Origin of the sequence: Lentzea flaviverrucosa (genome assembly GCF_003350445.1) — a bacterium.
GTDB lineage: Bacteria > Actinomycetota > Actinomycetes > Mycobacteriales > Pseudonocardiaceae > Lentzea > Lentzea californiensis.
This window is the reverse complement of sequence record NZ_QQAU01000011.1, coordinates 122,073-134,064: the sequence shown is the minus strand read 5'-3', so window position 1 is coordinate 134,064 and position 11,992 is coordinate 122,073. Positions and strand designations below refer to the sequence as shown.

The following is an 11,992-nucleotide window of genomic DNA, read 5'->3' as shown; positions in this document are numbered from 1 at the left end:
ACCGCGCGGCGACGCGTACCGGCCGGAGACGACCATGAGCCGCGAGGAGGCGCGCGACTACCACTCGACGCAGATCAGGACGTTCGCCGGCACCCACGCGGACTTGGTCACCGCCATGACCCTGACCAACGTCCCCGAGGCCACCGGCATCGCCGACGCCGCCCGGGAAGCGAACGTCCCAGTCGTCCTCTCGTTCACCGTCGAGACGGACGGCAGGCTGCCGAGCGGGGACGCGCTGGGCGACGCGATCGAGGCCGTCGACCGCGACACGAACGGCTACCCGGCCTACTACATGGTCAACTGCGCGCATCCCACGCACATCGCGCCGGCGCTCGACCCCGAGGCGGAGTGGGCGGAACGCCTGAGAGGCATCAGGGCCAACGCGTCGAAGCTCAGCCAGGCCGAGCTCGACGAGGCCGAAGTGCTGGACCGGGGCGATCCCGCGGAGTTCGCGGACGACCACCGGAGGCTCAGAGCGCGTTTCCCGCAGCTGACCGTGCTGGGCGGCTGTTGCGGCACGGACCACCGGCACATCGACGCGATCAGCAGAACTCTCAGTGGTTGAGGTCGGTCCTCAGCGCCGCCGCCCCGCGCAGGTAGACGTGCTTCACCGACGACCGCGGCAGATCGGTCTCGACGTGCGCCAGCAACCTGATCACGCGCGGCATCGAGCCCGGCACCGCGATCTCGGTCGCGGACAGCAGCGGCACGTCCGAGAGACCGGCCAGGCGCGCGGCGTAGGCGGGGAACTCGGAGACCAGGTCTGGTGTCGCGGTGAGCACGACGCTGATCAGGTCGTCGGACGTCAACGCGTTGCACGTCAGCACCTCGCGCACCAGCTCTGCCGTGGCCTCCAGCAGCAGGTCCCTCGAGTCCGCGTCGATCTGCGTGGCTCCCCTGATCGCTCGCACCGCCATGCGATCGACCCTAGCAGCGGTCCTCAGTGGACTTCAGCGGTCGACGACGATGTTGGGGAACTTGAGGGTGAGGTCGAGCAGGTTCACGACGTAGGCGCCCCAGCCTCCTCCGAGCAGCACCAGGCGCCGCTGTCCCAGTGACGACGCCGTCTCGATCAGCACGTGCAGGCCGCTCGACCCGATGAACGTCAGGGCGGTGAAGTCGACCACCACGTCCCCGTCGCCGGACGAGCAGGCGAGCGCGAGTTCGGCGCGCAGCAGGCCACTGGTGCTCAGGTCGACCTCGCCGGCGAGCGTCACCATCGCGCCGTGGCGACGTACCTCCAACATGACTGACTGGGGTTCCATCGTGGGTGCCTCACGAGTCGGGAGACAGCAGATCGCGCACCGCCGCCAGCACACGGAGCGGGTGTGCGGGCTTCGGCAGATATGCATCGGCGACGTGAGCGGACGGCTCGATCGCCGAAACGGCTACAACCGGTACGCCGAACGTTCGCGCCGCCGCCGCGAACCTGGTCCCCTCACCATGAGACGTGAGCAGGTCGACGATCGCCAGGGCCGGTGGACTCTGAAGAGACTCCTCGGCTGCCGCGATGGTCGTCACGAGCGCGACCTCGTAGCCCTCGGCGTGCAGGAACGCGGCCAGCGACTGACCGGAGAACCGGTCGCCGTCCACGAGCAGCACGCGCGGGCGTCCCGGAGGCGCGGGCAGGTCCGGGACGCCCGCACGCGACCAGACCCGCACGAGCGCTCGCACGACCGTGCCGGGCCAGGTCGGTTTGCCGGGCCGCACCTGCACCTCGTCGGCGATGCCGAACAGCAGGCGCAGACCCAGCGGACGGGTGCCGTTGCCGGCGTCGAGGGCGAACACGCCGTCGTCCTCGATGGTCAGCAGCACGGCGTGGTCACGTGGTTCCCACGTCACCCCGACGATGGACGCCCCCGCGCGCCGCACCGCGTTGTCCGCCGCCTCGGACACCGCGAGCAGCACGTCCCGCGCGTCGTCGCCGTGCAGCCCCGACTCACCGGCGAGGTCGCGCACGAAGGCCCGGATCTCCGGCAACGACCCTGGTGTCGCCGGGAACCACCGGGTCCGCGCTTCCATCACGCGGCGAGTGACGGGACCGCCAGCAACGGCGTGATCAGCTCCCGCAGCGTGGTCGCACGGCGTCTGCCCGCCTCGGCGTGCAACGGTTCGAGCCTCTTGCGCGTGCGGGCGGACATCATGTCGCCGGTCTGCGCGACGGCAAGTCCCGCCGTCACCGCCGCCTCGTCCGCGTCCCCTTCCACGAGGTGGTTCAGCGACAACGCGATCAGTGCGAACGTCCGGCTGCGCGCCATGTCGTCGCGGTACCCCGTCACGGCCTGGTGCAACGCCATGATGGCCGGCCGTGCGAACCCGCGGTCGACGGTGCGTGCGAGAGAGGTGTAGACGGCACCGGTAATGCCGTAGAGGTCGTGCACGTCGAAGAACGCCGCCCACGGCGCCGCGCGCTCGACGTCTGACCGTGCGAACTCGTCGTGCGCACGTCCCAGCGACGCCAGGGCGGCCAACCGGTCCCCCATCTCCGCGTGGCACCAGGCCCGGTTCGCGGCCAGGATCGCGTTCGTGTGGTGGCTGTTCGCGACGATCCCCGCGAGCCGGAACATGCCGAGTGCCTCGGCGGGTCCACCGTGGTGCAGGTGGACCCGCCCCATCCGGTAGCGGATGCCGGCCACCAGGTCCTCGTCCTGGGCGAAGGTCAGGGCGAGGAGGAAGTGGCGGTGCGCGGACCCGCCGAGTCCCGCGTCGAAGGCGGTCCACCCGGCGAGGGCGTGCAGTTCCGCGATGGCGCACCGGAAGTCGCGGCGCACGGCGGCACTGGCCGAGTGCGCGAAAGCCTTGTCACACCACGACAACAGTGCCTGCACCTGCGTCCGGCACGACCCGCCGCCGTAGCGGTAGTCGACCGCGCGCAACGCCGACGTCATCGCCCGCAGGTGCCTGACGTGCACGAGCCCGATCCGGGACTGCGGCGGCGGCAGCGAGGGTGACGCTTCGTGGTGCATGGGGACGATTTTCGGGCGCGTGCCGACACTCGACCAGTGCCGAACGAACCCGCCGGGCAGGGCCCTACGGTGACAGGTCGGCCAGCAGAAGTCCGCTACGCGGCTTTGGGGTGAAATAGGTGCTCTTGCGCGGCATCTTGGTGCCCGCCAGCACCTCCTTCAGCGGTACCGGCGCGATCAGCAGCACCGCCTCGGCCTCCACTGACGGGTCCACGACCGCTCGAACGCACGGACTCTCCGGGTCGAGCCCGAGCGCCCGGCCCAGCAGCAGCGACTCCACGACGGCGTGGTCGATCCCTTGTCCCGCAGGCAGTTCGACCCGCAGCACCGCGTCCGGGCAGCGCACCACGACCACACCCGGTTCCGGATCGACGACGTACGGCAACGACGACACCGCAAGCCCCGCCCGTTCCCACGCGGTCACCAGATCGGACGTGGTCAGCCCGCTGCCGGTGATCGCGCGGTGGATCGGCCCGACCCGCAGCCCCGGCCCGGACGTGACGAGCGCGAGCAACCCTTCGAGCCCCGCCTCCCGCGCCGCCGCGACCCGGTGGTTGCCGTCCGCGACGAGCAGCGGATGCGCGCCCGCCGCCTCGAGGAACCGCTCCTGCGACTCCCCCGGCCCGACGAGCCACACCCAGTGCCGCCGCCCACCCGAGTCCACGAGTGACACCGCCGGCTCCTCGGTCATGCCGAGCACCAGGTCCGTGAGCCCGTCGTGCGGGGTGATCGGGATGAGCATCGCCGCGCTCGTCGCGATGCCCAGCGACGCCAGCACCTGCCCGCGTTCGGCGACCACGTCCGGGTAGACGTCCTCGGTGTGCTCGATCCCGTCCGGGTCGACCAGGCACAGCAGACCGCACGCCGTCCCGTCCGGTCCGTCCACGCGGTACGGCGCCACCACGTCGTGGACCTCGGTGTACGCCCTCCTGATCAGCGCCGCGAGCTCGGTCCTGGCGTGGGGCAGCGCGTCGAGCAACCCGGTGCCCGCGGCCAGCGCGGCGGGCGTGCGGTGGGGGTGCTGGACGGCCAGCAACGTGCCGTGCGGGGCTCTCGCGAGCGCCCCGATCACTTGGCCGGGTTCGGCGAACTCGTCGACGTCGGGGCCGGGCACGCGTTCCCGTACCACCCAGCCGCGACGCACGGGGCGTACACGCAATGACATGCACGTATCATGATCTGTGTGAACGTAGAGATCACGCCCCTGCCGGGCATCGGGACGCGTCAGGACTTCACGATCCGCGCCGGACGTCGCGTAGGCGTGATCACCTACCGGGACGGCCGGTTCGAGCTGATCCTGTCCAAAGCGACGGATCCGGACTCCTGCGCCGCCTCGATACCCCTCTCCCCGGAAGAGGCGAACACGCTCGCGGGCCTGCTCGGCGCGCCGCAGCTCGTCGCCCACCTGCGCGAGGAGCACCGCGACATCACGGGCATCACGACCCGTCAGCTGCCGGTCACCGCCTTCGCGAACCACACTCTCGGCGAGACGGCTCTGCGCACGAGGACCGGTGCGTCCATCGTGGCCGTGGTGCGCTCGGGCAACGCTCATCCGTCGCCCGGCCCCGACTTCATCTTCGAAAACGGCGACCTCGCGGTCGTCGTCGGCACCGCGGAGGGCCTCGACGCCGCCGCTGAGATCTTCCACGGCGGTTAAAGACTGTGCATGAGACAACGATTGCCATGATCCAGCTCGGCGCGGTGTTCTTCGGCCTCGGCCTGCTGGGTCGTGTAGCTCGCCGTGCCGGAATCTCCCCTATCCCGCTCTACCTGATCGGCGGACTCGCCTTCGGCGAAGGCGGTTTGGTCCCCTTGCAGGGCATCGAGGAGTTCACCCACCTCGCCAGCGAGATCGGTGTGGTGCTCCTGCTCCTGCTGCTCGGCCTGGAGTACTCGGCGTCCGAGCTCACCACCGGGCTGAAGAAGTCCTGGATGGCCGGAGTGCTCGACCTGGTGCTGAACGCGGCACCGGGCGCGATAGCGGCGTACCTGCTCGGCTGGGGCACGGTCGGCGCGCTGGCGATGGCCGGCGTCACGTACATCTCGTCGTCGGGCATCGTCGCGAAGGTGCTCGGCGACCTGGGTCGGCTGGGTAACCGCGAGACGCCGGTCGTGCTGTCCGTGCTCGTGTTCGAAGACCTCGCGATGGCCGTGTACCTGCCGGTGCTGACGGCCGTCCTCGCGGGCGTGAGCTTCATCGGCGGGCTCACGTCGGTCGGCATCTCGTTGCTCGCGATCACCGTGGTCCTGGTGGTGGCGTTGAAGTACGGCCGGTTCATCTCGGCCATTGTGGACAGTCCCGACCACGAGGTGTTCCTGCTCAAGCTGCTCGGCTCGGCGTTGCTCGTCGCGGGCATCGCCTCGCAGCTGCAGGTGTCCGCCGCGGTCGGCGCGTTCCTGCTCGGCATCGCGATCTCCGGGTCGACGGCCGAGAACGCGACGCGCCTGCTCGAGCCGCTGCGCGACCTGTTCGCGGCGATGTTCTTCGTGGTGTTCGGGCTCAACACCGACCCGCGCTCGATCCCGCCCGTGCTCGGCATCGCCGTGGCGCTGGCCGCCGTCACGACCGCGACGAAGGTCTTCACGGGCTGGTGGGCGGCGAAACGCCAGGGCATCGGCAAGATGGGCCGCATGCGTGCGGGCGTGGCGCTCGTGGCGCGCGGCGAGTTCTCCATCGTCATCGCCGGGCTGGCCGTGGCGTCCGGTCAGGTGCACAACGACCTGGCGGCGCTGGCCACCGCGTACGTGCTGCTGATGGCGATCCTCGGGCCCATCGCGGCGAAGTACGTTGAGCCAATCGGTGAATTCTTTCAGCGCAGACGGCAAATGGCCTGAAACAACTGCCCCGATGTGACGACTCTCTAGTGAGGGCTAGATGGAGAGTAGGGGCGAACAGTCATGACCGAACCCGCGGAAGTGGAGACCACCGGCCGGTTCCTGGTGCTGTTGCAGGAAGACGCCGTCGAAGAGGGCTTGGCCGAGCTCGGCGCGATCGCCGGGTTCAACCCGAACACCGGTGAGATCGGCTCGGACACGCTGCAGGTGTTCCCTGAGCTCGGCGTCGCCGTGGTGTCCGGGGACCCGAACCTGCTGCGCGAGCTGAACGGCGCCGCGGAGGGTCCCGGCGCGGTGCAGATCGTCGAACCGGAACGCGTCGTGCACGTGTTCGCGGCACCGGCCGAGGAAGAGGCGCCGGAGGCCACGGCCGACGAATCCGTGCTGACCTGGGGGCTGCAGGCGGTCGGCGCGGACGTCAGCACGGCCACCGGCAAGGGCATCAAGATCGCGGTCCTGGACACCGGCTGGGAGAAGAACCACCCGGACTTCGCGGGCCGCACCATCACCACGAAGTCGTTCATCACCGGCGAGGACGTGCAGGACGGCCACGGCCACGGCACGCACTGCATCGGCACGTCGGCGGGCCCGCGCAAGCCCGGCACGCTGCCCGGTTACGGCGTCGCGCACGAGGCCGAGATCTTCGCGGGCAAGGTCCTGTCGAACGCGGGCTCCGGCTCCGACGGCGGCATCCTCGCGGGCATCGACTGGGCGGTGGCGAACGGCTGCGCGATCATCTCGATGTCGCTGGGAGCCGACGTCCCGATGAACACGCCCTACTCGCAGATCTACGAGACCGTCGCCCAGCGCGCGATGGCCAAGGGCACGCTGATCATCGCGGCGGCGGGCAACGCCTCCTCCCGCCCGGCCCGCACCGCGCCGGTGGGCCACCCGGCCCGCTGCCCCAGCATCATCGCGGTGGCGGCGATCGACGTGAACCGGGCGATCGCGTCGTTCTCCTCGGGCTCGGCGGACAAGATCGGCCAGATCGACGTCTGCGCACCGGGAGTCGACGTCTACTCGTCGTTCAAGCTCCCCCAGAAGTACTCACGCCTGCGCGGCACGTCGATGGCGACCCCGCACGTGGCCGGTGTGGCAGTCCTGATCGCGGAGAAGACCGGCGCCCGAGGCTACGAACTGTGGGCCCGCCTGGCCGGCACCGCGCTGCGCCTGCCGTTGCCGTCCACCGACATCGGCAGCGGACTCGTCCAGGCGCCATGACCGCTTCGGTGGACCAGGTGATGGTCTCCGTGACGGAGGGCAGCCTCCCGCAGGTCCTCGACGACCTGCGGGAGGCGGGCCTGGTGGTCGACACGGTCCTGGAGGCCCTGGGCGTGGTCACCGGCACAGCCGAGGTCAGGGCCATCCCGGCCCTGCAGGCGGTGCCCGGCGTCATAGACGTCGAACGACAGTGGCGCGTGCAGCTCCCGCCGTACTGACTAGGCTCTCTCCCGACCCCATCGACGGCTGATCGAACATGTGTTCTATGCTGTGCGCGGGGTCACGTCGTTGCGGAGAGAGGAAACCTGATCGTGTCGGACACGCTCACCGAGGTGCAGGCAGTCGAGGAGACCGTCGTGGAGGAGACTCCGGCGTCGGCCCCAGTGGCCGAGAAGGCCGAGGCGCCGAAGCCGGTGGAAGCGCCGAAGGCCGAGGCTCCCAAGGTCGAAGCCCCCAAGGCGGAGAAGCCGAAGGCAGGCCGCCCGAAGAGCACGGCGAAGAAGACCCGCACCGTGGAGCTCACGCTCACGGTGACCGGCACCGCCGAGGGCGAATGGCAGGCCGACCTGGTCCACGGCACGCAGCGCGTCGTGTCGGGCCTGGTCATCCCGGCCATCGCCGTCGCCAAGGCGGCCAAGGAACTGCACGTGGACATCGCCGAGGGCATCGAGTCGGTGCTCGAGGCGGCGCGCGACCAGCACCGCACCCGCATGGAGGAGCTGGAGGCCGAGCTGGCCAGGGTGAAGGCCCAGCTGGCAGAGCTCTCCGAGTAAGTCAGCAGACGCAAGAGGGCGGCCCGCGCAAGCGAGCCGCCCTCTTGCACGTCCGCGACAACGCGGAGCACGCTCACGCAGGGGTCCCCTTGAGTTTCAGGCCCCCCGCGACCCAACGTATAAGGCAGCACCGACAAGATCGGCAAGCCGAATCGCACGCGAAGCCGAAGGCGAGCCGTCCTTACCGCAAGGCAAGGGCGGTGGGGTCCCATCACGAGTCGCGCCATAGCTCTTGCTGCATGTGTGAAGGGGTGTCAACTCGACACGCTTTTCGTCGAGTTGACACCCCTTCACACATGTGGCCCGCTCTTGGCTCGGCTCGTGATGGGACCCCACCGCCAACGCACCGAGCTACGCAACAGGCAGCCGCCCAACTCAACAGGCGTGCCATCTACCCGCAGGCGGCGCTACCCCCTGATCAGATTGCCGGGGTCTGGGGCAGAGCCCCAGGGGAAGCACGCAACAGCAAGCTCGCCGCCCGCAAGGTGACCACCCACAAAGTCGCGCCCACGCGCCTACCGCGAAGGATCCAAGACCAACTTCCCAGCAGTCCGACGAGCCCGAAGATCCTCATGGGCCTGCCGAACCTCCCCAAGCCCGTACTCCCCACCGGGAACAGCCTTCAACGACCCATCCACAACAAGCTGGAACAACTCAGCCATGGCCCGATGAGCCAAAGTCCCGTGCTCAGCATCCCGAACCTTCAACGCGTGAGGCAGCCACATACCCGCAACGGCCGTGGAGTGCACCAACAACGCCCCGAGGTCAACCGGCTTGGGCCTCTCCCGCGAGGCCATGCCATAAAACGCAAGCCGCCCAAACGGAGCCAACGCAACCAACGACTGGTCAGTGACAGCCCCTCCGGTCATGTCCAGCACGACGTCGACCCGCCGCCCACTGTTGGCTTCCTTCAACGCGGCGGTCATGTCGGCAGCACGGGAGTCGATGGCGACATCGGCCCCGAGATCAAGCGCCAGCTTCCGCTTCTCCTCAGAGGAAGCGGTGGCGATCACTCGCCCAGCCCCCCACAACTTGGCCAGTTGCACGGCGATCGTCCCCACACCACCAGCGGCGGCGTGGACGACGACCGACTCACCGGCCTCCATGTGCGTCGACTTCCGCAGCAGCAGCCAAGCGGTGGCGCCCTGAACGATCAACGACAACGCAGTCAGGTCGTCGACACCGTCAGGAACGTCGAAGGTGGTCAGAGCAGGCGCCACAGCCTTCTCCGCATACCCACCGGAGTTCTTGGTCAGCGCGACGACCCGACGCCCGTCCTCAGTCAGCCCCACGACCTCGCCACCGGGAACCAGCGGCAACTCCATCTTCGCCAGGTAGGAGTTCTCGGCCTGATGCGTGTCCGCGTAGTTCAGCCCGGCACGCGAGACGTTGATCAGCACCTCGCCCTCGCCCGCGACGGGGTCGGGCAGCTCCACCTGCTGGAGCACCTCGGGCCCGCCGAACTCGGTGATCTGGATGGCACGCACGGTCAGTTCTCCTCAAGCGCGATGGAAACGGGGTCCTTGCGGGCGGCCTCGATGCGCGAGCCGTCAGCGGCACGAGGCCCGGGCGGGTTGCGGAACCCGAACGGCTCCGACGTACGGCCTGCCTGCACGAACCAGGCCTCGCCGGTCCCCGAACCCTCCACGATGGACATGAAGGCGTCCACCACGGCGGACACCGGGATGATCGGCATGCCGATCTCCTCCAGCGTCGAGCGCAGCGGAACGATGATGTTGGTGTCGGCGAACCCCGGGCACAGCGCGTTCACGCGCACGTCGGGATAGGCACCACCGAGCGAGCGCACGAGGCCGACGACGGCGGCCTTGTTCGCGCCGTAGACGGGATCGCCCGGCATCGCCATGAGGCCGGCCATGGACGCCGTGGCGATGATCTGGCCGCCACGCTTGCGCACCTCGGGCAACGCGTGGTGCGCGCCGTAGACGACGCCGTCGAGGTTGATGGCCATCGCGCGCCGGTACACGTCGACGTCGAAGTCGTCGCCGAGCGAGCACCCGGTGCCGATGCCGGCGTTCAGGAACGCGATGTCGAGCCCGCCGAACTCGCTCACGGCGAGGGCGACGGCCTCGGCGGAGTCCGAAGGCACCGTCACATCGCAGCGCACGAACACGCCACCGATCTCATCGGCGACGGCTTTGCCCTGGTCGGCGTCCACATCAGCCACGACGACGCGCACGCCGTGCGATGCCAGCCGCCGGGCGGACGCGGCGCCGATGCCGTTGGATCCGCCGGTGATGAGCGCGACCTTGCCGGTGAAGTCCACGGGCATCTGCCTCCTCGAATTGCCACATTCCGACCAGTCGGTATGGTCGTCCGCACAGACCTGGACGTCAAGCGGACTGATAGGTACGTTACTAAGCGCTTGCTTAGCCCACCATCCCCTCACCGAAGGAGGACCCGTGGCCGACAGGGTTGCGATCGTCACCGGCGCGGCTCGTGGCATCGGTGCCGCGGTCGCGCAGCGCCTCGCCGCGGACGGCCTGGCCGTCGCGTTGCTCGACCTCGACGAGCAGGGCGTGCTCGACGGCGCCGACAAGATCATCGCGAGTGGTGGGCGCGCCATCGGCCTCAAGGTCGACGTGGCGGACGAGGAGCAGGTCAACGCCGCGGTGGCGAAGGTCGCCGAGGACCTCGGCGCTCCGACCGTGCTGATCAACAACGCCGGCGTGCTGCGCGACAACCTGCTGTTCAAGATGACCTCCGCGGACTGGGACACGGTCATGAACGTGCACCTGCGCGGCGCGTTCCTGATGAGCAAGGCGGTGCAGGCGTTCCAGACCAAGGTCGGCTTCGGCCGCATCGTCAACCTCAGCTCCACCTCGGCCCTCGGCAACCGCGGCCAGGCCAACTACTCCGCCGCCAAGGCCGGTCTGCAGGGTTTCACGAAGACCCTCGCGATCGAGCTCGGCAAGTTCGGCGTCACGGTCAACGCGATCGCGCCCGGTTTCATCGCCACCGAGATGACCAAGGCGACGGCCGAGCGCATGAAGATCCCGTTCGAGGACTTCCTCACCGGTGCCGCGCAGGCGATCCCGGTCGCGCGCGTCGGCCAGCCGGAGGACATCGCGCACACCGCGTCGTTCCTCGTCAGCGAGGGTGCCGGCTTCGTGTCCGGCCAGGTCATCTACGTCGCCGGCGGACCGAAGGACTGAGGACTCCCACCATGCGCGCTTTCGAGAACATCGACGAGCTGGTCGCCGCCAAGGGCGAGCACCTCGGGTTCGGCGAGTGGCACGAGGTCACGCAGGAGCAGGTCAACCTGTTCGCCGACGCGACGCTGGACCACCAGTGGATCCACATCGACGTCGAGAAAGCGAAGAAGGGCCCGTTCGGCGGACCGGTCGCGCACGGCTACCTGACGCTGTCGCTGGTGCCGTACCTGGTGCGGGACGTCTACACGGTCAAGAACATCAAGATGGGCGTGAACTACGGCAGCAACAAGGTCCGCTTCCCGCAGCCGGTGCTGGTCGGCGCCAGGGTGCGCGGCGGGGTCGAGCTGCTGGACGTCACGGACATCTCGCTGGGCAAGCAGCTCGTGACCAAGGTCGTCATCGAGATCGAGGGCAGCGACAAGCCCGCGTGCGTCGCCGAGATCGTCAGCGTGATCGTGCCGTGAGGCTGTGGATCAGCAGGTCCGCGTAGTGCTCCGCCAGCCGCCCGGCCGGGATGTCCCCGTCCGGGCGGTACCACGTGCCGAGCTGGTGCAACGACCCGAAGAAGTAGTACGTGGCGACGTCGGCGGGCACGTCGTCGCGGAACGTCCCGTTCCGCTGTCCCTCCTCGACCAGGCCGCGGAACTTCTCGTGGTAGCGCCGCCGCTCCGACCGGACCTCCCGCTGCTTCTCCTCCGAGAGGTGGTTCATCGAGCGGAAGAACACCTTCGCGGCGTCGAAGTCGTCGACGCTCGTGACGATCACGTCGACGGCGGCCTCGCGCAGCCGTTCCTCGACCGGCCCGGTGCTCGACGCGATCTTCTCCAGGTGTTCGGTCTGCAAGCGCAGCAACCGCCCGTAGATCTCGTGCAGCAGGTCGTCCTTCGACCCGAAGTAGTGGTACATCGCGCCTTTGGTGACACCGGCGTGCTCCACGATCTCCTGCACGGCGACGCGCTCGTACCCCTTGTCCGCGAACAGGCGGGTGGCGGCGTCGATCAGTCTTTCAGGCACGGTCACGTCC

Annotated in this window: 15 protein-coding genes and 1 pseudogene; 8 read left to right on the top strand and 8 right to left on the bottom strand. The window is 69.2% G+C overall.

What is annotated here, in order from left to right:
- Window positions 1–7 precede the first annotated feature (7 nt).
- Window positions 8–565 (top strand): annotated as a pseudogene (locus tag DFR72_RS30265) (homocysteine S-methyltransferase family protein); the annotation flags it as partial.
- Here DFR72_RS30265 and aroH read toward each other — a convergent pair.
- The 5 genes from aroH to DFR72_RS30240 all read right to left on the bottom strand — a co-directional run bounded on the left by aroH (window position 555) and on the right by DFR72_RS30240 (window position 4,131).
- Window positions 555–917, bottom strand: coding sequence for a chorismate mutase (gene aroH, locus DFR72_RS30260; RefSeq protein ID WP_090069393.1), 363 nt, complete (start codon window positions 915–917; stop codon window positions 555–557). The pseudogene DFR72_RS30265 and the gene aroH sit on opposite strands and share 11 nt — an antisense overlap.
- A gap of 33 nt (window positions 918–950) precedes the next feature.
- Window positions 951–1,247, bottom strand: a complete 297-nt coding sequence (locus DFR72_RS30255; RefSeq protein WP_170176453.1) for an STAS domain-containing protein — start codon at window positions 1,245–1,247, stop codon at window positions 951–953.
- A gap of 28 nt (window positions 1,248–1,275) precedes the next feature.
- Entirely contained in the window at window positions 1,276–2,022 is a 747-nt protein-coding gene (locus DFR72_RS30250) for an ATP-binding protein (RefSeq protein WP_114773799.1), read from the bottom strand.
- Window positions 2,022–2,966 carry an NsdA family TPR-like regulatory protein gene (locus DFR72_RS30245; RefSeq protein WP_090069388.1) on the bottom strand — a complete coding sequence of 315 codons (945 nt, stop codon included), beginning with the start codon at window positions 2,964–2,966 and terminating at the stop codon, window positions 2,022–2,024. The genes DFR72_RS30250 and DFR72_RS30245 overlap by 1 nt, the downstream gene beginning before the upstream one ends.
- 64 nt (window positions 2,967–3,030) lie before the next feature.
- The gene (locus tag DFR72_RS30240) at window positions 3,031–4,131 is read right to left on the bottom strand and encodes a DUF1015 family protein (protein ID WP_090069387.1); all 1,101 of its coding nucleotides are present in this window, start codon (window positions 4,129–4,131) and stop codon (window positions 3,031–3,033) included.
- An 18-nt stretch (window positions 4,132–4,149) separates the two neighbouring features.
- On the opposite strand from DFR72_RS30240, the gene DFR72_RS30235 reads away from it, so the two are divergent.
- The 5 genes from DFR72_RS30235 (at window position 4,150) to DFR72_RS30215 (ending at window position 7,795) form a co-directional block, all read left to right on the top strand.
- Entirely contained in the window at window positions 4,150–4,623 is a 474-nt protein-coding gene (locus DFR72_RS30235) for a cation:proton antiporter regulatory subunit (RefSeq protein ID WP_090069613.1), read from the top strand.
- Window positions 4,624–4,649: 26 nt separating this feature from the next.
- Window positions 4,650–5,801: a cation:proton antiporter gene (locus DFR72_RS30230; RefSeq protein ID WP_425459922.1), complete on the top strand. Its 1,152-nt coding sequence runs from the start codon at window positions 4,650–4,652 to the stop codon at window positions 5,799–5,801.
- Between the two features lie 63 nt (window positions 5,802–5,864).
- Entirely contained in the window at window positions 5,865–7,022 is a 1,158-nt protein-coding gene (locus DFR72_RS30225; protein WP_090069383.1) for a S8 family peptidase, read from the top strand.
- Window positions 7,019–7,240 carry a hypothetical protein gene (locus DFR72_RS30220; RefSeq protein ID WP_245983648.1) on the top strand — a complete coding sequence of 74 codons (222 nt, stop codon included), beginning with the start codon at window positions 7,019–7,021 and terminating at the stop codon, window positions 7,238–7,240. Before DFR72_RS30225 ends, DFR72_RS30220 begins: the two co-directional genes overlap by 4 nt.
- A gap of 93 nt (window positions 7,241–7,333) precedes the next feature.
- Complete coding sequence (locus tag DFR72_RS30215; protein ID WP_245983645.1) at window positions 7,334–7,795, top strand: DUF6319 family protein; 462 nt, start codon at window positions 7,334–7,336, stop codon at window positions 7,793–7,795.
- Between the two features lie 515 nt (window positions 7,796–8,310).
- Here DFR72_RS30215 and DFR72_RS30210 read toward each other — a convergent pair.
- Complete coding sequence (locus DFR72_RS30210; RefSeq protein WP_090069381.1) at window positions 8,311–9,282, bottom strand: quinone oxidoreductase family protein; 972 nt, start codon at window positions 9,280–9,282, stop codon at window positions 8,311–8,313.
- A gap of 2 nt (window positions 9,283–9,284) precedes the next feature.
- Window positions 9,285–10,085, bottom strand: a complete 801-nt coding sequence (locus DFR72_RS30205) for an SDR family NAD(P)-dependent oxidoreductase (protein WP_090069379.1) — start codon at window positions 10,083–10,085, stop codon at window positions 9,285–9,287.
- A 130-nt stretch (window positions 10,086–10,215) separates the two neighbouring features.
- On the opposite strand from DFR72_RS30205, the gene DFR72_RS30200 reads away from it, so the two are divergent.
- Entirely contained in the window at window positions 10,216–10,968 is a 753-nt protein-coding gene (locus tag DFR72_RS30200; RefSeq protein ID WP_245983643.1) for an SDR family oxidoreductase, read from the top strand.
- Window positions 10,969–10,979: 11 nt separating this feature from the next.
- The gene (locus DFR72_RS30195) at window positions 10,980–11,432 is read left to right on the top strand and encodes a MaoC family dehydratase (RefSeq protein ID WP_090069375.1); all 453 of its coding nucleotides are present in this window, start codon (window positions 10,980–10,982) and stop codon (window positions 11,430–11,432) included.
- Here the strand turns inward: DFR72_RS30195 and DFR72_RS30190 are convergent.
- The gene (locus DFR72_RS30190; RefSeq protein ID WP_245983640.1) at window positions 11,413–11,988 is read right to left on the bottom strand and encodes a TetR/AcrR family transcriptional regulator; all 576 of its coding nucleotides are present in this window, start codon (window positions 11,986–11,988) and stop codon (window positions 11,413–11,415) included. The two genes, DFR72_RS30195 and DFR72_RS30190, sit on opposite strands and share 20 nt — an antisense overlap.
- Window positions 11,989–11,992: the final 4 nt, after the last annotated feature.

What these genes read in the sequence shown, in the direction of transcription:
- DFR72_RS30195 (WP_090069375.1), top strand. Translation starts at nt 10,980, where the DNA reads ATGCGCGCTTTCGAGAACATCGACGAGCTGGTCGCCGCCAAGGGCGAG.
- DFR72_RS30245 (WP_090069388.1), bottom strand. Translation starts at nt 2,966, where the DNA reads ATGCACCACGAAGCGTCACCCTCGCTGCCGCCGCCGCAGTCCCGGATC.
- DFR72_RS30240 (WP_090069387.1), bottom strand. Translation starts at nt 4,131, where the DNA reads ATGTCATTGCGTGTACGCCCCGTGCGTCGCGGCTGGGTGGTACGGGAA.
- DFR72_RS30220 (WP_245983648.1), top strand. Translation starts at nt 7,019, where the DNA reads ATGACCGCTTCGGTGGACCAGGTGATGGTCTCCGTGACGGAGGGCAGC.
- DFR72_RS30255 (WP_170176453.1), bottom strand. Translation starts at nt 1,247, where the DNA reads ATGTTGGAGGTACGTCGCCACGGCGCGATGGTGACGCTCGCCGGCGAG.
- DFR72_RS30230 (WP_425459922.1), top strand. Translation starts at nt 4,650, where the DNA reads ATGATCCAGCTCGGCGCGGTGTTCTTCGGCCTCGGCCTGCTGGGTCGT.
- DFR72_RS30250 (WP_114773799.1), bottom strand. Translation starts at nt 2,022, where the DNA reads ATGGAAGCGCGGACCCGGTGGTTCCCGGCGACACCAGGGTCGTTGCCG.
- aroH (WP_090069393.1), bottom strand. Translation starts at nt 917, where the DNA reads ATGGCGGTGCGAGCGATCAGGGGAGCCACGCAGATCGACGCGGACTCG.
- DFR72_RS30225 (WP_090069383.1), top strand. Translation starts at nt 5,865, where the DNA reads ATGACCGAACCCGCGGAAGTGGAGACCACCGGCCGGTTCCTGGTGCTG.
- DFR72_RS30205 (WP_090069379.1), bottom strand. Translation starts at nt 10,085, where the DNA reads ATGCCCGTGGACTTCACCGGCAAGGTCGCGCTCATCACCGGCGGATCC.